Source organism: Stenotrophomonas sp. YJH_SMC_130 (genome assembly GCF_059369035.1).
Genome location: NZ_JCAFSH010000003.1, coordinates 50,608 through 70,145 on the forward strand (window position 1 = coordinate 50,608; position 19,538 = coordinate 70,145).

A 19,538-nucleotide genomic window follows, 5' to 3' on the forward strand; every position below is an offset into this window, starting at 1 on the left:
CCGAAAATGTGCGCTTGAAGCATCGGGGCGGCCTGATGGCCGCCCCCTTCTAGCAGCACACCGGCAAGGGTGGCCGGGGCAGCGGTGCCGCCCCGGCCGCGGCGTCCCTGGGGAGTGGGACGCCGCTGATCGTCAGGCCGCCTTCATCGCATGCTTGCGCGCGCGCATCACGTTGTGGCACCCCTGCACTTCCGGCAACAGCTGGGTGACTTCCTGGCGTACCGCCGGCGGCAGCTCGTTGTCCTTCAGCACGTCCTTGAACGCGCCCAGCAGGCGGTCCTCCGATTCTTCCAGCTCGGCCACATAGCCATAGTTGGTGTCACCGAAGGCTGCACGCACCTTCCCATAGAACTGCTGCATCGAACCCACCACGGTGCCATGCTCGGCCGGCTTGCCGCCGCTGGCAGCCACCGAACCACTCAGCGCCGCGACGATGCGGCCCTTGACGCCGGCGATGCGGGTGAACAGGGCCGACAGCTCGGCATCCTTCACCTTGGTCGCCGCTTCTTCATAGAACGACTTGCCGTCACGGGCGATCTCGATCAGGTCGTTGAGACGATGTTCGATGGTGGACTGGGTGCTCATGGCGTTGCTCCTGTATCGTCGTTTCGGGGGAGAAAAGCAGCCTCGACCGCGCTGCCTGTGGATCCACTCTGGACACACTTGTGTGGTTCGCAGGTGAGCAACGATTGATACGTACATCACTTCACCCAACCCGCACTGACTTTTTCACGCGGCGGTGGCGCGTGGATCACATCGAGCGATCCTGGGCAGGGTCACCAAGGAACAAAGAGGATGATCAGCACGATCACCAGGACCGCAACGAGTGCTCCCATCAGCACGTTTCTCTGGCGCCAACTGGGCTTCGGTTTTCCGGGGGTATTCATGCCTGTTACCTGTCTCTGCGGATGACCCCGGCAGACTGATGTATCCAGGACAGTGCGTGCGTGCAGAACACGTGCAGGCAACGTGCAGGGCACCGCCCGCATGTCGATTTACGGCGCACTCGCTCGTCAGATCATCAAAGCCATCCTTGACCGCGGACTGCTCCCATGCCTCCCATCCTCACCGCCTTCGCCACCTCCCCCGACCGCGGCCAGGGCCTGGCCCGTGACATGCGCGTGCGCTGGGCACTGGAGGAACTGGCCGTAGCCTATGACGTACAACTGCTCACCTTCACCGAAATGAAGCAGCCCGCGCACCTGGCACGGAATCCGTTCGGGCAGATTCCCACCTGGCAGGAGGGCGACCGGACCCTGTTCGAATCCGGCGCCATCGTCCTGCACCTGGCCGAACAGCACCCCGGCCTGCTGCTGCGCGATCCGGACGCCCGCATGCGCGCGATCATGTGGGTGTTCGCTGCGCTGAACACGGTGGAACCACCCATCGTCGAGCGCTCCATGGCCTGGGTGCTGAAGCGCGAGCGGCCGTGGTACGCACAGCGGCTGCCGATGCTGGATGAGCGGGTTCGGGCGCGACTGGCGCAACTGTCGACATGGCTGACCAAGGCGCCGTGGCTGGACGGCGATTTCAGCGTGGGCGACCTGATGATGGTCTCGGTGCTGCTGCGCCTGAAGAGCAGCGGGCTGCTCGACGAGTATCCGACGGTGGCCGCCTATGTGGCCCGCGCGACGCAGCGGCCCGCCTACCAGCGCGCCTTCGCCGCGCAGCTGGCGGTATTCCAGAACGGGTAGTTCCACGCCATGCGTGGAAACACTCAGCGCAAGCTGCGCCGGCAGGCGGCCTGCACCAGCATCAGCTGCGCCACCAGGATCAGCATCGCGCAGCCCGACAACAGCCAAGGGTCGATGTACCACTGCTCATTGAAACTGAAGTCGCCTGCGGAAATGCGTTTCCAACCGTTGAAGTGCTGCATCGCTGCGACCACGAAGGCGAAGCCACCCGCTGTGTACGACAACCAGGGCACGATGAGGCTCCCCGGGCGCGCGAACAGCGTCAGCAGGCCGAGCACGCCGATGACCGTGCGCTGCACGCGGCAGTACGGGCAGACATAGGCCATCCCGCTCCATTCCACCGCCCAGGCCAACAGGCTGACCAGCACGGCCGCGCCTGCGGCTGTGTGCAGGACTTTCGGCGTGATCGTCATGCCACTCGCGTGTGCCATCCCGTGTTCCTTGGTTGAAAGACCCGGGCAGGGTAGCAGTGCTGCAGCGTCATCCCTTCTTGATGACGGTCCGCTTGCCGATGGTGCTGGTCTTGCCAGCGGTCGGCCTGGCCAAGCCAGGAATCAGGAAATCGGTGACCTTGTGGCCCATCGACACCTTGGACGCCAACCAGCGCGGCATGCGCCCGCGACCGGTCCAGGTCAGGCGCTTGTATTCCGGGTCGCGATACTTGGGCGCGACTTTGCCGGATTTACGGCGGGCGGGTTTGCGGGCGGGCGCAGGTGTTTCCGAGGCTTGGCCGCCGAAGAGTTCTTCGAGGGTGTAGCCGGCTTCGGCGGCGGCGGCCTTCAGCATCCGCCGCACCGCACTGGCCGGACGGCGGCTGGAAATGAGCTGTTTCCGCTGTTCAGCGGCAACCACCAGGGCACCCAGCTCGCGAAGGCTGAGCGATTCAATATCGATCGTCATGCGGGAAAGGTCTACTGCAGCGCGGCAGCTGTCAAGGCGCCTGGCCCGGCGCGTAGACACGGGCTTCACCGCCGGTGGGCTCCGATCGCCTGCGTCGGCCATATCCGAGGACATCGACGTGAGCACTTCATCGCATTCGCTCGCCTACCTGCTTGCACGCATCCTGCTGATGGCCCTGTTCCTGGTCTCCGGGCTGGGCAAGCTCGGCGATCTCAGCGGTACCCAGGGCTACATGGAGGCGATGGGAGTACCCGGCATCCTGCTCTGGCCGACCATCGCGTTCGAAATCGGCAGCGGCCTGTGCATCCTGCTCGGCTTCCAGACCCGGCTGGTGGCGGTCGTGCTCGCAGGCTTCAGCCTGGTCACCGCTTTCATCTTCCACCACAACTTCGCCGATCAGACCCAGCAGATCATGTTCCTGAAGAACCTGGGCCTCGCCGGCGGCTTCCTGCTGCTGGCCTGCACCGGGGCGGGACGCTACAGCATCGATGGGCGCGGGCGGCGCACGCAGCTGTAACGCCAGACCAGGGCAGCGAGAGTACCCTCGCCGGATGCGGGAGGCACTGGACCAGGACGATCAACGGCTGACCGCGACTTCTGTCATTGCTGACGGCTGGCCAACCTCGTCAGGGAATCGTCTCAACGTGAAGCACACAGTGCAGGACACGCAGGATCCGCTGCAGCCACCGCGATCGGTCAGCTTCCGGGAGGCCGTTGCCTTCTGGCTGAAGCTCGGCTTCATCAGTTTTGGCGGTCCCGCCGGTCAGATTTCGATCATGCACCAGGAGCTGGTCGAGCGTCGGCGCTGGATTTCCGAACGGCGCTTCCTGCATGCACTGAACTACTGCATGTTGTTGCCCGGGCCGGAAGCCCAGCAACTCGCCACTTACATTGGCTGGCTGATGCACCGTACCTGGGGCGGGGTGGTTGCCGGGATGCTGTTCGTGCTGCCCTCGCTGCTCATCCTGATCGGGCTGTCATGGCTCTATGTGACGTTCGGTGAAATGCCCGTGGTGGCCGGGTTGTTCTACGGGATCAAGCCGGCCGTCACGGCCATCGTGGTGCATGCCGCCTATCGCATCGGCACGCGCGTGCTGAAGAATGCTTGGTTGCAGGTGATCGCCGCTGCCTCGTTTCTGGCCATTTTCGCCTTCGGTCTGCCCTTCCCGCTGATCGTACTGGGTGCTGCGCTGATCGGTTATTGCGGCGGACGATTCGCCCCACGGATGTTCGGCGCCGATGGTGACCAACGTGCCCCGCGGCAGACGTTCGGACCTGCGCTGATCGACGACGATACCCCTGCGCCGGCGCATGCGCGCTTTCGCTGGCGGCGCCTGATCGTGCTGGCGGCCACAGGCGCGGCGCTATGGGCGTTGCCCATGGGCGTGTTGACCGCGCTGTTTGGTTGGGAAGGCACGTTGACCCAGATGGGCTGGTTCTTCACCAAGGCCGCAGTGCTGACCTTTGGCGGCGCCTATGCGGTGCTGCCCTATGTCTACCAGGGCGCGGTGGTCCACTACGGCTGGGTGACACCCACGCAGATGATTGACGGCCTGGCCTTGGGCGAGACCACGCCGGGGCCGCTGATCATGGTGGTGGCCTTTGTCGGCTTCGTCGGTGGGCATGCCGCTGATGCAGTGGGTACTGGTCAGGCATTCCTGGCTGGCGCGGTGGCTGCCAGCGTGGTCACCTGGTTCACCTTCCTGCCCTCTTTCCTGCTCATTCTCGCGGGTGGCCCGCTGGTGGAATCGACGCACAACGAACTGAAGTTCACCGCGCCGTTGACGGCCATCACCGCCGCCGTGGTCGGCGTGATCCTCAACCTGGCCCTGTTTTTTGGCTACCACGTGTTCTGGCCGCAGGGGTTTGTCGGCCCGTTCGATTGGCCATCGGCGCTGCTCACGCTGTTCGCCGTCGTGGCCCTGTTCCGTTTCAAACGGGGTGTCATCCAGGTATTGGCCTGCTGCGCGCTGCTGGGTTTGGCTGTGTACCTGATGCGGAACTGGTGAGTGAGCGTGCGCGTGGAGCACCATGGGCCGCACAGGGGCGTAGGCCACTGGCGCACAGCCCGGCGAACGTCCGGTGGAGGCGACGTGACTGTCCCTGAAATCCCGTTCGCCGATCTCCTGGGTTCCGGCACAGCCCGTACTGCGGCGGGGTGGTCGGGACACGCTGGCGAAGATCTAAATGGATACCTCTGAACCCGACATTTCCCTGCAGGACGAGATCAAAGCTCTCCGCCAGCGGTTGGCGGTCCTTCGTTTCATATTTCAGGCAAGGAGTGGCTCACTGTTGACGAGGCCGCGCACTATTGCGGCTGTCGTCCGGCCAGTTCCGGAAGAACGCTCCTGATCTCGGCCTTGTCCCTAGGAACTTCATGGGCAAGCAGCTCTGTGAGAAGAGTGAACTGTATAGGGCTATTCACAATGCCAGCCACTGGGCCATGCGTGGGCGTGTTGGCTCCAACACTCCATCTGTTGCACCGAGGTCTGCGCGGGTGGAAGAGGCTCTTGCCCGCTTGAGCCGCTGTGACCAACGAAGGGGAAGCGCTGATGGATCAGGCTGACAAGCTGATGACGCTCGCTCAGGCGGCGGAGCTTTGTGCATGCCACCGGGTTGCGCTGGCTCGACGAAAAGACACTGCAGATAATTCCAAGTGCCTGATTCGATGGTGGGCCCACCAGGATTCGAACCTGGAACCAAGGGATTATGAGGCCTCTATAGGGCTTCCACAACCTTCCACAGGCGTCCCGGCTTTAAGCTAAGTCGTTGATTTTCTCAGGTTGTGCGACCACATACGCCCATCATCGTCCACCTCTTTCCATGGACAAACGGTCACCGAGCGGTCACCAATGGGCGCATCAAAGGGAATGCTTACAGCGAAGGGACTGGCCGCACTGCCGGCCGGCGAATGGGCCTCAGATCCGGCACCGCGCGGCGCGGGCTGCCTGGACGTGCGCAAGCTGGCCGGCGGGCAGCTGCGGTTCTACTACAGGTACACGAAGTCCAACGGGCAGCGCGACCGTCTGCTGATCGGCACCGGCCTGGCGCTGACCGCGGCACGCGAAGCGGCGGCGGCGTTGTCACGGCGGTATCAGGCCGGCGAACGGGATCTGCGCGACGCGATCGCAGCCGAGGCAGCGGCCGCGGACCGCGCGAAGGCTGAGGCCCTGGCCGAATCGACACGCCGATCTGGTGCAACGCTTGGCGCTCTGATGACAGCCTACGTCCAGAGCTTGGAGGACGCTGGCAAGGTCTCCGCCGCCGCGACGCGCGCTTCCATCAAGCGCCACATCGAGGATCCGTGGCCGGCCCTCTGGGCGCGCCCGGCGTCCGAGCTTGAGCTGGATGACCTGCTTCCGATCCTGTCGCGACTGGTGCGCGCCAAGAAGCTGCGCGAGGGCGGCAAGATCCGGTCGTATCTGCGGGCGGCGTATGCAGCCGCGATCGCAGCGAAGCAGGATGCGGCAGCCCCCGACGCTCTGCGCGTGCTCAACGTATCCAGAAACCCGGCGCGCGATCTGGCCACGCTCGACAGCGGGCAGCCGCGCGACCGGGTTCTGTCGGTGGCCGAGCTTCGTGCCTACTGGCGCCGGATCGAGGCGATGCCCGGGAGGGAGGGTGCTCTGGTGCGCTTCCACCTGCTGACCGGCGGGCAGCGCATTGCACAGCTGATGCGGCTGAAGTGGTCTGATCACGATCACGACACGGACACCGGCACCGGATCCGTCCGCTTGCTCGACATCAAGGGGCGTCGCCGCGTGCCTCGTGTGCACCTGGTGCCACTGCTTCCGCTGATGGCTGCGGATCTCGCCGTCTTGCGCGGCGATGATGACAGTGAAGGCGGCGGCGACGGCGCCAGGCCGCACCTGTTCTCGCTCACCGCCGGGAAGGCGCCGGCCACCTACGACGAGTTCCGAGGAATCATGGATCCGGTGGTGGCCAGCATGGTGGCCGCAGGCGAGCTGACATCGCCGTTCACGCCGGGCGATCTACGGCGCACGGTGGAGACTCGGCTCGCTGCGCTGGGCCTGTCGGAAGAAGTCCGGGGTCACCTGCAGTCCCACGGCCTGAGTGGCGTCCAGAAGCGGCATTACAACTTCTTCGAGTACGACGCGGAGAAGCGCGCTGCGGTGGAGGCCCTGTACGAATTGCTTACCGGCGCCGGTGCGACGGTGGTGCCGATGCGCAAAGGCCTGAGCCGCTAGAACGGCAGGTCCTCGGGCAGATCCAGGCCTACCAGGCGGCCTGCGGCGCGTTGATGACTGCTGGCCGCAGCGCGCAGACGTTGCGCGCTCTCCCGGCGGCGCGCGCGGCGACGCCAACTTCCAGAGGTATCTCGTTCGAGGTCCGACGCCTGCTGCAGCTTGGCCGCAGCCTTGGCCTCCAGTGAGGCCGGATTCTTTTGCCAGTTCGCCATTGCTGCAGGATGCCCGCTGAGCGTCGCGCGGTTCGCGACTGCCGCGGCACCTGGGTCTTCTCTGTGCGGAACGCGTTCAGGAATCCGAAGGCGACGATCACGGCCAGAAATTAGTAATTGTACTAACATGCGCCCCGTCTCGACCCGTGAGACATGCCGCTACCAGAGTACGCCCATGCAGTCCCTTCCCCACTCCCATACGCTGGCACGCCCCATCGGCCCGGCCATGATCGATGGCCCGGCGCAGTTCGTGCCCCTTGCCGCGGCGCGCGCGCGGCTTGGTTTCCCTTCGCCGGCCGACGACTTCATGGACGATGCGATCGACCTGCATCGCCTGTTGGTGCGCAACCCCGCCGCCACGTTCCTCTACCGCGCCGATGGCTGGTCCATGAGCGGCGCCGGCGTCAGCGACGGGGATATCTTGGTGGTCGATCGGTCGGTATCTCCCCAGGCGGGGGACCTGGTCATCGCCATCTGGGACGGGAACCAGCCCACTTGCAAGGTGCTGCAGCTGTTTGAAAGCCACATGGAGCTGCACTCGGCCAATCCGGACTTCCCGCCCATCGTGCTGGAGCAATCCACCGAGGTGGAAGTGTTCGCCGTCGTGGGAGTTGTCCGCCAGATCAAACGCCGGAGCGGCCGTGTTCGGGCTCGTTGACGGCAACAACTTCTACGCCAGCTGCGAGCGCGTGTTCCAGCCGGGCCTTCGCGGCGTTCCGCTGGTGGTGCTGAGCAACAACGACGGCTGCGCGATCGCGCGCTCGGCCGAGGCCAAGGCGCTCGGGATCAAGATGGGCCAGCCCGCTCACGAACTGAAGCACCTGGTGCGCCGGCATGGCCTGCAGATGCGCTCGGCCAACTTCGGGCTTTATGGAGACATGAGCGCCCGGGTCGTGAGCGTTCTGCGGGAGGCCGCGCCGCGGGTGGAGGTCTACAGCATTGATGAGAGCTTCATCGACCTGGACGGAATTCGGGATCGCGAGCGGTTCGCCCGGGATCTACGCCAACGTGTGCACCGGTGGACCGGCATACCGAATTGCATCGGCATTGGCCCCACGAAGACCCTGGCCAAGTTGGCCAACAAGGTGGCCAAGGGTGCTGACGGTGTAATCGACCTCGGCAATGTGGCCTACCGGGACACGGTGCTGCAGACATTCCCCGTCGGTGATCTATGGGGCGTCGGGCGCCGGCTAGCACCGCGGTTGGAATCCATGGGCATCAGCACCGCCGCGGCACTACGCGACGCGCCGGCGGACGACATCCTGGCCACCTTCGGTGTCACGTTGGCACGCACCCAGCGTGAGCTGCAGGGACATCCGTGCATGGAGCTGGAGGAAGTTGAGCCGGATCGGCAGCAGATCATGGTGAGCCGGTCCTTCGCGGATCGGATTGAAGACCACGATGCTGTAGCTCAGGCGCTGGCTACGTTCGCCATCAGAGCATGCGAGAAGCTGCGCGCGCGTGGCTTGGTTGCCGCCGGCGTCTGGGTGTTCGCCCATTCGGACGCATTCCGCCCCGAGCTGCGGCAGCACAACGCAACTAGGTCAGTGAGCCTGCCGGCCGCTACCGCCGACTCCATGGTCGTGCTGGGCGTGGTCCGCCGACTGCTGCACGGCCTGCTACGCGAAGGCATCGGGTACAAGAAGGCAGGCGTGGCGCTGCTCGACCTCGCCCGGCCGGATGAGCTGCAGGCGGATATGTTCGGGCCGACGGTGGTCGGTAATGACACGCTGATGGCCACCATGGACCGTATCAACCAGAAGTTCGGGCGCGGCACGGCTGGCCTTGGCGCATCTGGTTGGCAGCCGCGGCCGGCGTGGGGCATGCGGCAGCACATGCTCTCTCCGAACTACACGACATCTGTGCACGAGATCCCGCCGGCGCGATGCTGATGCTCCAATTGCAGACCGTCGCATGGAGTGAAGGCTGCGGCCGCCGAGTAGCGGCCGCAGCTGTGCACATCAGGTCAGATGGTCCAGCTGAGACAGAACGCTCTCCTTCCACTTCAGCTGCTGCACGTCAGTGCCGGAGAGCTGCTTCTTGTGGACCTGCAGGAGAACCCCGAAGGCTTCGCCAGCTGGAGTCATGCACCACTGGCCATCGCGCTTCGTCTGCAGACCACGTCCTTCCAGCAGCTTGTTGAACTTCTGGGCTGAGATGCCACGCCGGCGGCCGAGTTCGGTTGGAGTGAAGCAACGGACACCGTCAACGACAATCGCTACCGGAGCTGCCTTGCTCCAGGCCTCGGGGAAAGATGCGTCAGGCAAATTTGCTGCATTGAGCAGCTTTACGGTCGGGAACGTGAAGGAAACGCCGTCAACATTCAGCATCTTGCCGAGCATCGGACGGGGAAAAACGGGTACAACCTGCTTACCATTCTTCATGGTGGTGATCTCGCTCAATGCAGAGCATGAACCACAGCAAGTTGACGTTCGCTAGCAAGACGCTATGATCGCCGACAGCCGTTAGGGAATCCTAACTGCCTTACAGACACCGCTGGTAACGGTGAATGTGAGTTGCCGTAGTACATGTACTGCGGTTAGTGACGTAGGTGGCCTGAGGATCTCTTGGTCGGGACCTCGGGCCATCTTTTTTTGCCGGATCAGTACCTTGTAAACCGCTTCAAGGCGTGCTGACGTCCGACAGCCCGCAAGATAGTGGGGGCAATGGGGTCCGTCAACGCCAAATGTAGTGAAATTCGGCAACCCCTTGTGCCACAAGGCTTCTGCCATCGGCGCCCGGTACCCTTCCAATAGGACGCTTCAGACCTGCCGGAACGGGTTGCGCAGTCAAGCCCAAATCGTGTAATGGCGGTGGCACAACGCACCGCGAAAACGGAACGATGACAGCTTCACATGACAGTGGCTTCGCGTCACCGGATGCCAATCACTAGTGCAACTCAGGCAGCGATCCGGTGCTCATAGAACGGGTGCCGCTTGTCGTCGAAGATCCTGTAGAGCGCGGCCAGGTTGGCCGGATCCGGGTTGAGCCAAGCTTCGACGTGCTCGGGCTTGATGTTGATGATGGTCCGGTCGTGGCCGGCGGCGGCCACCTCGGGCTCGGGGTCGTCGGTGATGGCAGCGAACGACAGCAGATCCGGCTCTTTGCCGGCCGGGTCCTTCCAGTGCGACCACAGGCACGCTACCAGCATCGGCTCGCCCGTGCGCGGGGTGAACTGCACCACCTGGTTCTTCCCGTCCGGGCCCTCGACGTTCTCGTAGAAGGTGTCGACCACCATCAGGCCGTGGGTGTGGCCGAATGCCGGCGCCCAGAACTTCTCCAGACTGTCTCGGCGGGCGTTGTAGGTGCCGGGGAAGCGCTGGTCGTAGTTGGCCGGCTTCCCGGCCAAGCGGCACTGGTAGCGCATCGGCTTGATGACCAGCTTCCCGCCCTCGGAGACGATCACCGGAGCGTAGACGCCGGGAAAGATGCGGCTGTCGCGGTCCTTCGGATCAACGCGCTGTAGATCCGCCAGCCGCGCCTTGGCCCGCTCGATCTTGTTGCCGGCGATCCGCACATCCTCCCGAGCCTTCTTCGTCTCCTTCACCTGCAGCGCGCGCTCAGCGTCGGCCAGCCGCTTGCGGTTGGCGAACAGCTCCTGCTCCAAGATGGTGGCCTCGGCCCTATTCCATTGCTCGACCTCGGCCCACACCGCAAGCTCTGCCGGGCTCGCGCCGACCCGGAAGGCGTCATCCATGGCCTTCGGCGTCTTGGGCCGCTTCTTGCCCGGGTCGTGTGCGTAGAGAGCAGCGAACTCCTGCAGCGACAGGGTGGCGCCGGTCATCCTCACCAACTTCTGATAGGCAGCGGTGATCTGAGCGGAATAGCACATATTGATGAATACTCAGCCGAGAACCAGGTCGCTGATGTACAAGCAGTCGATCTCGCCATCCTTCATCACAGCTTTGCCCTTCACTTTGATCACGCTACCAGCAGCCAGCGCGGCTGCGTAAGGGCTCGGAATGGTTGCGCCAAGGGGATCGGTGATCTTCGCCTTAATACGCTTGGAGTCATCGTCCACAAGCCGCACCTTCGCAGTGCTGTTCTCGCGATCAAGTTCAGAGATCCAGAGCTCCCATACACGCTCGAGGCCTACTTCGAGCTCCCCACCTGCACGAATGGCATCGGCCGTTGCCTCATCGACAACATACATGCCACCGCCTACGGTCATCGTAGTGCACGTTCTGCCGACCGGGGCAACAGCCTGGCGAACTGCAGGACGCAGCGAATCCGCCATCTTGTCCAAAGTGGCGTGCAACCTGTCCTGATTGCTGCTCTGCATAGCCAGGACCTTGTCCAAGGCGTCTTTGAGCATCTTCATTTCTTCTTTCTTCCCACTCGCCCGGCTGAAGATCCATCCAACAAGTCCCCCAATGAGGGGGCCCGCTACGCCGCTAAATAGCTGTTGCTGCTGGGCAAACTGGATTACGGCGTCAAGTGTATAGCAGTTCGCCCGAGGCTCTTTGACCAAGACCTTTACGTTCATGGCCTGGTACTGCTTTGCATATTCTCCGGTTGCAGCAAAATTCCCGGTTACCGCCAAGATGCGCGCCATACCCTGCAAGGATTCGCCGAGTACATTCAGCTCAATCTGGTGATTCGCGGCGTCGCCGCCGTCATACCGGATTGGAACTACCGCAATGTCTTGTCCCTGATCATCCATAGGTCATCCCCCTGTCCATGTAGATAGCCCGTCCCCACACCATGTGTGGCGAGCGCAGCCGAACTTCGGACTGCACTCCAAACGACGTGATGGACAGATGCTAACCAGAAACTGAACGGCAGGCTAGGACGACTGCCAGTGTTGCCCCAAACCGGGTTGTGTCAGTGTGATGGTCAAGCCAGAGGCTGCTGATCCAGTCCATCCAGCGGCAGCTCCGCCTTCTCAGGCCAGGCGAACGTCTCCGGCTGCGGTAGCAGCGCGCGCACCTCGTCCCAGGTGTCGATCCCTTCCGGCGGATTCAGCACCAGCTGCTCCAGCGCCTGGTTCACAGCATCGCGCCAGGCCACCATCGCCCGCGCCTCCGCGCGGTATCGGGCCACGCTGCTGTTGTAGTAGCTGGCGCACGACTCGATGCTGTCGTAGCCACGCTCTACCGCTTCGGCGCGCATCCACGCGAACGCCTGGTCACGGATGTAGCGGTAGTGCGCGGGTGTGTGCAGCTCGAAGCCCGGGCCAGGGGGTGACGCTGGCAGCGGTGTGTTGTTCTCCAACCACTCGGTGGGCCACAGGTAGTGGCCGCGCGGAATGAACGCGCCGGTTTCGACGCAGCGAATTACATTGGGTTCTTCAGTGAGTTGATACATGATTAAATCTCCGCATCTGCCGTGTAGTGGAAAGCAGCACCCCACGAACTCGCCGGTGCGTAGTTCACTTGGCATCCGGTTTCGCCAATGTTGATCACAGAACTGACCGTACCCGACGCACCATTGGCGGCGGAGATGCTGTTGATCTGCCCGGTTTGATCGTTGTAGATCGCAATTGCCGACGATGCGCGCTTTCGGACAGTGAACCGCACGTCGGCGGTGCTGCCGGCACCCTGCTTGTCGTAGAAGCGATTGACGCGACCGTTGACGGAAACCGAACCCGGAAGGACACCCACGTCGTAGCTCTTTTCATAGAAGCGCTGACACAGCACAAGCTCCAACGCATCCGGCCGATACTCAAATGCCGTAGCCGTCGATCCCAGTTCCAGCTGTGCATTTGCGAACCAGTACGTGCCGCTGCGCTGTCCGAGCGAGTCAGTCGTGGTGTTGTAGTCGGCACCAGCATCCATCCAGATTTGCAAGATAAGAGAGCTAGATGTGCCGATGGTCTTCCCCGAAACGGATGGGATATTGAATGTAGCGGTGACAGTTTGCCAACCCGCCACAAGGTCGAATTTCTGCGCCGTGGTGTTTACAGCAGCGCTGCCACCAACGCCAAAATTCTGAGCGACATTCACTGCGATCTGGCTGGCTGATTGCGAATACAGACGAATGGAAGAAGTGACAGTTTTCCCCGACGCAGTGCGCACATCTTCAATGTGCTGCCGCATAAACCCAATGTTACCTGCACCAGCTACCGAGCTAACGATTACGCGATGCGCGGAGCGAGCAGGCGGGTCAATGCTTCCATCATTGATCACCATCGCGTCAACCTGTGTGGTGGTGCCGATGCTCCATACTTCCCAACGGTCAGCCACATAACGACGCGCAGCTGCCGCTGCAGACGTTGTGGCTCGTTGCCAAAACCGGAAGTCGCCATTGATAAGCAGGTTCTTTCCGATGAAGCGTGCACCAAGCGCGGTGTCGGCGTTCTGGCGTGCGGTCACTTCTGCAGTGATGGCCTGCGAGAGGGCGGCATCGGCATCGGCCCGCTGCTGCGTCTCCTGCTGCAAGCCCGTTTTCAGGTTGGCCACGTCCTGGCCGATGTTCGATGACCCGCCTTCCAGCGCGGAAAGACGCTGTTCGGCGTCCTCGAAGTTGTCGTTGCAGGTCGCAAACGCGGTGAATGCGTCGTCGCCTGGGCGGCCATCCGGCTGGATGGTCGTTTGATCGATGAGTTTCTGCGGCATGTGTGTTCTCTGCTGTTGATCGCCCACGGCAAAGCGGGCCGGACATGCCGGCCCGCGCCTTGTGCGGTTTCAGTTCTCGACCGAGATGATCGACAGGCTCTGCGTGATGGACTGCTGCTGGAACGAGCCAGACTCGTGCCGCACGTCCTGTTCGGTGAAGCTGGTAATCACCGCCCGGTAGGTCATCGTCTGCGCGCTGGTGCTGGTGTCATTCACGGTGAACGATCCGCCCCAGCTAGAAATCGCGCTGTCGGGGCCGTCCATTTCATTGAGGATATTCACCGACCCTGTGACGTTCAGCACCTGCCACAACGACTCAGCGCCCTCACCCACCCGCCGATAGACCTCCACACGCGCTGTGTTCTGGCCCGCGCCGGCGACGAAGCCGTCGCTGCCATAGGTGGTCTTCGTCCGCACATGTCGACGGGCAAAGCTGACCGTGACACTCCGAACGCGGCCGTTGGTGGCGAACGGCCCGTTCACCAGCTCCACACCGACTGTCTGCGTGGTCGTCGTCTGGTAAGCGTTGCGCAGGATGCCCGCCGACAGCTGGCCACCGAAGTAGGCACTGCCGTTGGCGTCCATCCACATGACCGCGTTGGACTTCGCCGCGGCCCCAGCGCCGACGTTCGGCCCGAAGTAGTCAACAAGGTTGTCGCCGGCAGCGCCGAAGTTGGTGCCGATGATGCGTTGGGCGGCCCCCTTCCAGACGCGCAGGAAGCCGTCGCGCCACTCCATGCCCTCGCTGGCCCCGGGCGAGATGACCTCGAACGTGTTGCTGGCGAAACGGGTGTTGATGACCTGGCCATTGTTGTCGATGACCATGCCACCGATCAGCGGTCCGCCGCCGCTGTTGGCGATGACGTTCAGGAACGCCCTCGCCAACACCTGGGTCAGGCCGTTCTCGTTCTGCACAACACGGGCCTCCATGCCCTGGACCGCTTCGGCGCTGGCCTTGCCGGACACTTCCGCCTTCACCGACGCAAGCTGGCCGGTGACGGCCTCTATGCCGTCCTCGGTGACGGCCACGCGGGCATCAATGCGCTCCACGTAGTCAGATGATGCCTTGCCCTCCAGCTCTGCGCCCACGTGCTCGATCTGTTCGGCTTGACTGGCCTGCTCGGTTGCGATCAGCTCGATGGACTTCGTGGCACTGGCCTTGAAGTCGCCCAGCTCGACGTTGAGCGAATCGACGGTCTTGGCCACCGCCCGATCACCCTGGACGATGACCGACTGCCAGGTGCGCACGCCTGCGTAGACGTTCCGGTCGCCGGCGTTCCAGTCGCGGTCGCCAGCGTGCTTGTACGTCATCTGCGCTTCCAGCGACGATGTGCGGTCTCCGACCGCGCGCAGGCCCTCTTCGGTTTCCTCCACCCGGCCGCTGACCGCGTCTACCGCCTCGACCGACGCCACCTTGCCGTCACCGGCCGGCATACGCGCCACGATGGCGTTGATGCGACCGGCCTCGGCCGCCAGGTCTGAAGCGTTCTGGTAGGCCATGTCGATCGACGCGGCCAACGCCTCGCCCACGCCAGAGAAGTTGCCCACCAGCTGCCAGTCGTCCGGGGCGGTGCCCGGCTCGGCGTCGGTGTTCTCTCGCAACGCCCGGTACAGCTTTCCGTCGTGCCGGGTGAAGTCGCCCACCGGGTAGGTCTTCCCGGCCTCCCATTCGTCGGCCTCGGTCAGATCCGCGACGATTGCCCCGATGGCATCGGCATGCGCGATCGCTGCTGCCATCGCGTCATTGGCCTTCTTCGTGGCATCGGCCGCGGCCTCGCTCGCGACACGAGCGTCCTCGTTGAATCGCTCGATCTTCTCCCGGTCAATGCGCTGCTGCGCGTCGATCAGTTCCTGAATGGTCTTGTCGATCACCTGCCCGAGGTTGGCGCCAAGCTTCTTGGTGATGACACGAGCCTCGGTGGACAACTCCCCCGACGTGTTCACACTCCGGCAGGCGAAAGTCCAGTCGCCCGACTCCGGGACAACGGCTTCGAAGGGTACTGCGTGGTAGCCGCTGCCCCCGATGGGGATCATCTGCTCCCATTCCGGTCGCAGCACCGCGCCCTGCATGTAGCGGATCTCGACGCCGGCAAAGTCCGGCGACTGGATGCTGTTGGCCAGGAATCCCCAGGTGTACATGCGCACGCCGCCGGACAGCTCGTCCACGTCGAAGAAGTCCACCAGGCGCGGCGGGACATCCGCACCGGCCGTGATGTAGGTCACCGACGCTGCAACGCCGGCCCGGCCGTCGGGGCTGAACGGTCGGACCACCACGGTGTATTGATCCGCATGGCTAATGCGCCAGGTGGCCGTGCGGGTGGTGGTCTGGGCCACCTCGGAGAGCACACCGTCGCTGCCGGCGGCCAGCACCACGATGTTGCCGACCGGGCCGCTGATCTCGAAGGTGACGGTCAGCTCGGTGAACACCGTATCGCCCTGCACCACCTGCTGCTCAGTGATGGCCAGGCCGCTGGCAATCGGGCGGCTGGTGATGGGGTTGGTATTGACCGGCGGGACGTATTCGCCGGTGAGCACGTAGTTCCAGAACTCGGGTGGTTCGGGTACCACGGACACCTTGGCGCCTTTCAGGTCGCTCTCGGGCTCGATGCCAACTACACGGACCCGGTACCCCGGCGTCTGCTTGAAGTCGTAGATCCAGATGGTGTCGTGAGCCGGGTTGTCCGGTGTGTCGCCGGGCAGCGGCGCATCGCCTGGCCAGGAACCGGTCAGGCGGATGGTGTCGCTGGTGCCGGTGAACGGCTGCACGCCGAACACGCGGTACACCCGCTCGCCGGGAATGCGCAGGCCGATCCAGGCGTTGCCGTTGGTCGGTGCCTGGACCGGCTCGTCCAGCCGCAGCGTGACAACGCCGTTGGCCGCGGTGGCCGAAACGATCCGGCCGCCGGCGCCCCACTGCGTCAGGTCGTGCTGCAGGGCCAGCAGGGACAGGCGACGATAGCTCAGGTGCTCGATGTCTGTGCTGTAGGTGATGTCCTTGTACTGGTAGAGGGACTGCGCCAGGTGGTAGCGCGCCATCCGCGCGGCGTGCGCCTCGTTGGTGATGCCCTCACCCTCCACAGTGGCGGGGTTGAGCATGGTGGTTACGCCGGGCGCGGCCACGCGCAGGGTCTTGGTCGTCCAGTCGGTGGCGTCGTAGTAGCTGTACTCGATCCCGTCGGCGGCGTTGGCCAGGGTGTAGTCAACCTGGAATTGCCCCTTCTTGATGGTGGCCATGTTGACCACGCCGGACAGCGGCTGCTCCGACCCGGCCCACACCACCGACAGGCGGCCGCCGGCCCAGGTGATCTGGCCGAACCCGGCCAGCGCGACGGCGTTGAGCACGTCGTCGTGGTTGCGGACATCCTTGATGTAGTTCGAGTAGCCGTAGCCGTTGGCCTGGCAGAACAGCATGAAGGCCTTCAGCGCCTCGATATCGATCTGGACATCGTCCAGGCCGATGCCGGCGATCAGCTTGCCGTGCTCGTCCCTGAAGCCGCGGGCATAGGCCAGGATCAGTGCGCCCGGGTTGTTGGTCTCCTTCGTCGCCCACCCCGCCTCCGTCCAGACCGGTGCCGGCTCGGCGTAGGCGACGCAGCGGATCTCGTCCGGCTGGCCGTTGAGCTGCCCGGTTGCCTTGATCCGGATGCCGATTCGGGCCAGACCGGCGTAGTCGGCGGTGTCCTTCTGGATGCTGGTCAGGGTGGACCAGGTGAAGTCGCTGGTGGCGCCGCTGCCATCGGTGTTGTGGCCGGCAATGCGGACCCGCACTTCGTACTGCCCCTCCGGTACGTCTCGGGAGTAGCTGCGGCGCTGCTGCTTCTGCGACCGGCTGACGATCGAATAGGACCCGAAGAAGCTCCAGTTGGCAATGCCGACGGCGCGGTACTGGATCTCAATCGTCTCCCGGTTGTCCTTCGGCTTGCCCTTGCTGGTCGTGTCGAACAGCATGAAGTCCACGTCCACCTTCAGGCGGATCGTGTTCGGGCTGCTGGTGCGCTGCACCCACGGGCTGGCCTGGCCCTTCTCCGCCTCCAGCGCGCCGCCGTTGATCGTGTCGGCATTGCTGTACAGCGGGATGGCCTCGCTGGGCATCTCGGAAAAGCCGTTGTGCCACACCGTGACGCCCTCGAATGACGACAGCAGCGCATCGCCGTTGTACAGGGCCTCCACACGCCCCACGTTGATGCCCGCCGTCAGGGTCATGGCGAGGTACTGGTCGTCGGCCTCGTACCAGGTGTAGGGGTTGCTGGCCACGTCCGGTGCGATGCGCAATGGCCCGCCCAGCAGCAGCGGCAGGGGCTGGTACGGGCGCGGCTGATTCCGGGCCGCACCGATGGTGTACACCGGGCTGGCATCGCTGGCGCTGGGCTTGGGCCGCTTGGGCCCCAGCACTTTCTGGATCAGCAGCGCCCCTGCGGCGTAGATCGCGCCCTGCGCCAGGCCGGCGACGGCTGCGCTGTAGCCGGCGGCCACGATGGCCGTACCGACACCCATGGTGAAAACGGTCAGGGCGATCAGCGCAACGATCATCAGCGCGGTCTTCTTGACCACGCCTCGAACCTCGATCACCGTTCCGTCCTTCGGGCGCACGCGGTCCATGACCTCATGCGGCACGACCACCCCATTGATGCGCACCTCCCACAGGTCGCTGGAGTAGTCAGGCACCACGCGTGCCAGGAAGCCACCCAGCCGCTCCCCCTCTTGCAGCTGCGCCGCCAGGGTGCGCTGGCCCTCCAGCGTCACCGGGTGCGGTGTGATGATCAGCGGCGCGTCCTTGATCAGGCCCATCTGTAGTAACCCTCAATCCTCAAGCCGAACTCCGGCAGGTCACGAACGCGGTGCAGTACGCTGCAGCCGTTCTTTTCGTTGGAATGCAGCACCCACCCCTCATGGGCCAGGTGGAAGTAGACGCCGGCGTGGCCGGCGCGCTTCTGCCCGTGCTCGACCATCAGCACCAGGTCACCGTCCGTTGGCACGGCCACCGCGGTCCCATACGGCCTCGACAGCTCGCCGATGGCGGCTTGGCCCACCACGCCTCTCGGGCGGCCGTTGGGGAGCTGAACGGCGCGCCCGAACAGCTGCCGTTGGACCAGCACCACGAAATCGGCGCAATCGCACGTGTGCTCGCAGTACGGCACGCCCACCAAGGCTTCTACGTCTGCCAGCCGCATCAGAAGATCCCCGGTAGCGTGAACGGGTTGGCGCGCAGGCGCACGGCCTGCTGCCGCATCAGGTAGTCGACACCGCACTGAGCGGTGGCGGTGGCGCCGGCCACCGACACGCTGGTGATCGGCAGGTAGTAATCCCGCTCGTACAGGTTGGGGTCTGCACGGTCCGACACCATCAGCCGCGCCATCATCAGCTCGTTCGGCCCCAGCGCCTCCAGGTCCTCGGAGATGCCGCGCCCGACGTTGTCCAGCACCAGCTGGGCACGCGGGGACTGACCGCGGGTGTCATCGGGCAATTTGAAGCCAAAAGGCACGCCCATGTAGGGAATGCCCTGGCTTACCCAGTCCTGGGTGTCGTTGACGATGCGCAGCGGACCCGGAAGCGACGGCGAGGTGATGGACAGGAACAGCAGCGTCCCACTGGTGTCGGTCATGCGCTGCTTACGTTCAGTGAAACTGCTCATCTCATGTACTCCACGACCACATCCATCCTGTAGTCCTCGGGCAGCTTCTCTTCGGGTACCAGATCGCCGAGGGCGCCATTCTCGAAGCGCGCGGTGATCACCTCCCCCGTGTAAGGGTGCACAAGGGTGAACCACCCAATGCGCTTTATCTCGCCGAAGTACCAGGCATCGAAGGTGTTCACGTCCGCGATGCTGGCGAAGTAGAGCGTCATGGCCTGCTTGATCAGCACCTGGCTGTTCTCCAAGCGCTGCTTGGGCGCGCCGCGCTCCATTTCGGTCCTCAGAACTGAGGGGTCGAAGGTTCGTTTTTGCCCTTCGAACATGACACGTGCCAC

The 19,538-nt window shown here is 64.0% G+C and carries 19 protein-coding genes; 6 read left to right on the forward strand and 13 right to left on the reverse strand.

The features are described from left to right. Window positions 1-132 precede the first annotated feature (132 nt). A complete protein-coding gene (locus AC5P5V_RS06460) occupies window positions 133-585 on the reverse strand; it encodes a PA2169 family four-helix-bundle protein (protein ID WP_231352308.1) in 453 nt (150 codons plus the stop codon). 467 nt (window positions 586-1,052) lie between these two features. Here AC5P5V_RS06460 and AC5P5V_RS06465 point away from each other — a divergent pair, with 467 nt between their 5' ends. Next, on the forward strand, window positions 1,053-1,694 hold the full coding sequence (locus AC5P5V_RS06465; protein ID WP_134968113.1) for a glutathione S-transferase family protein: 642 nt from the start codon (window positions 1,053-1,055) through the stop codon (window positions 1,692-1,694). 23 nt (window positions 1,695-1,717) lie between these two features. Here the strand turns inward: AC5P5V_RS06465 and AC5P5V_RS06470 are convergent, their stop codons facing one another. Beyond that, window positions 1,718-2,125, reverse strand: a complete 408-nt coding sequence (locus tag AC5P5V_RS06470; RefSeq protein ID WP_134968112.1) for a hypothetical protein — start codon at window positions 2,123-2,125, stop codon at window positions 1,718-1,720. Window positions 2,126-2,174: 49 nt separating this feature from the next. Beyond that, entirely contained in the window at window positions 2,175-2,594 is a 420-nt protein-coding gene (locus tag AC5P5V_RS06475; RefSeq protein ID WP_005419573.1) for an H-NS histone family protein, read from the reverse strand. 118 nt (window positions 2,595-2,712) lie between these two features. Here AC5P5V_RS06475 and AC5P5V_RS06480 point away from each other — a divergent pair, with 118 nt between their 5' ends. The 3 genes from AC5P5V_RS06480 to AC5P5V_RS06490 all read left to right on the forward strand — a co-directional run bounded on the left by AC5P5V_RS06480 (window position 2,713) and on the right by AC5P5V_RS06490 (window position 6,802). After that, window positions 2,713-3,111, forward strand: coding sequence for a DoxX family protein (locus AC5P5V_RS06480; protein WP_061478119.1), 399 nt, complete (start codon window positions 2,713-2,715; stop codon window positions 3,109-3,111). 34 nt (window positions 3,112-3,145) lie between these two features. Next, window positions 3,146-4,603 carry a chromate efflux transporter gene (gene chrA, locus AC5P5V_RS06485; RefSeq protein WP_134968111.1) on the forward strand — a complete coding sequence of 486 codons (1,458 nt, stop codon included), beginning with the start codon at window positions 3,146-3,148 and terminating at the stop codon, window positions 4,601-4,603. 843 nt (window positions 4,604-5,446) lie between these two features. Further along, window positions 5,447-6,802: a hypothetical protein gene (locus AC5P5V_RS06490; protein WP_495215829.1), complete on the forward strand. Its 1,356-nt coding sequence runs from the start codon at window positions 5,447-5,449 to the stop codon at window positions 6,800-6,802. On the opposite strand, the gene AC5P5V_RS06495 is transcribed toward AC5P5V_RS06490, so the two are convergent. After that, on the reverse strand, window positions 6,799-7,014 hold the full coding sequence (locus AC5P5V_RS06495; protein WP_495215830.1) for a hypothetical protein: 216 nt from the start codon (window positions 7,012-7,014) through the stop codon (window positions 6,799-6,801). The genes AC5P5V_RS06490 and AC5P5V_RS06495 overlap by 4 nt on opposite strands. A gap of 175 nt (window positions 7,015-7,189) precedes the next feature. Between AC5P5V_RS06495 and AC5P5V_RS06500 the strand changes: the two genes are divergently transcribed. Both AC5P5V_RS06500 and AC5P5V_RS06505 read left to right on the forward strand, forming a co-directional pair. Further along, on the forward strand, window positions 7,190-7,672 hold the full coding sequence (locus AC5P5V_RS06500; protein ID WP_125892313.1) for a LexA family protein: 483 nt from the start codon (window positions 7,190-7,192) through the stop codon (window positions 7,670-7,672). Then, entirely contained in the window at window positions 7,656-8,906 is a 1,251-nt protein-coding gene (locus tag AC5P5V_RS06505; protein ID WP_495215831.1) for a Y-family DNA polymerase, read from the forward strand. The genes AC5P5V_RS06500 and AC5P5V_RS06505 overlap by 17 nt, the downstream gene beginning before the upstream one ends. 69 nt (window positions 8,907-8,975) lie before the next feature. Here the strand turns inward: AC5P5V_RS06505 and AC5P5V_RS06510 are convergent, their stop codons facing one another. From AC5P5V_RS06510 to AC5P5V_RS06550, 9 genes are all read right to left on the reverse strand, one after another. Next, on the reverse strand, window positions 8,976-9,416 hold the full coding sequence (locus tag AC5P5V_RS06510) for a hypothetical protein (RefSeq protein WP_445978269.1): 441 nt from the start codon (window positions 9,414-9,416) through the stop codon (window positions 8,976-8,978). Between the two features lie 497 nt (window positions 9,417-9,913). Continuing rightward, entirely contained in the window at window positions 9,914-10,846 is a 933-nt protein-coding gene (locus AC5P5V_RS06515; RefSeq protein WP_495215832.1) for an SOS response-associated peptidase family protein, read from the reverse strand. A gap of 12 nt (window positions 10,847-10,858) precedes the next feature. Then, a complete protein-coding gene (locus tag AC5P5V_RS06520; RefSeq protein WP_445978271.1) occupies window positions 10,859-11,677 on the reverse strand; it encodes a DUF7946 domain-containing protein in 819 nt (272 codons plus the stop codon). 173 nt (window positions 11,678-11,850) lie between these two features. Further along, window positions 11,851-12,321: a hypothetical protein gene (locus tag AC5P5V_RS06525; protein ID WP_495215833.1), complete on the reverse strand. Its 471-nt coding sequence runs from the start codon at window positions 12,319-12,321 to the stop codon at window positions 11,851-11,853. Window positions 12,322-12,323: 2 nt separating this feature from the next. Then, window positions 12,324-13,571: a hypothetical protein gene (locus tag AC5P5V_RS06530; protein WP_495215834.1), complete on the reverse strand. Its 1,248-nt coding sequence runs from the start codon at window positions 13,569-13,571 to the stop codon at window positions 12,324-12,326. A gap of 69 nt (window positions 13,572-13,640) precedes the next feature. Beyond that, on the reverse strand, window positions 13,641-18,359 hold the full coding sequence (locus AC5P5V_RS06535; protein ID WP_495215835.1) for a host specificity factor TipJ family phage tail protein: 4,719 nt from the start codon (window positions 18,357-18,359) through the stop codon (window positions 13,641-13,643). Further along, window positions 18,350-18,742 carry a hypothetical protein gene (locus AC5P5V_RS06540; RefSeq protein ID WP_064239301.1) on the reverse strand — a complete coding sequence of 131 codons (393 nt, stop codon included), beginning with the start codon at window positions 18,740-18,742 and terminating at the stop codon, window positions 18,350-18,352. Before AC5P5V_RS06540 ends, AC5P5V_RS06535 begins: the two co-directional genes overlap by 10 nt. Beyond that, a complete protein-coding gene (locus AC5P5V_RS06545; protein ID WP_064239302.1) occupies window positions 18,742-19,203 on the reverse strand; it encodes a DUF1833 family protein in 462 nt (153 codons plus the stop codon). The genes AC5P5V_RS06540 and AC5P5V_RS06545 overlap by 1 nt, the downstream gene beginning before the upstream one ends. Then, window positions 19,200-19,526 (reverse strand): hypothetical protein, encoded by a 327-nt coding sequence (locus AC5P5V_RS06550; RefSeq protein ID WP_134968102.1) that lies wholly within the window; start codon window positions 19,524-19,526, stop codon window positions 19,200-19,202. The genes AC5P5V_RS06545 and AC5P5V_RS06550 overlap by 4 nt, the downstream gene beginning before the upstream one ends. Window positions 19,527-19,538: the final 12 nt, after the last annotated feature.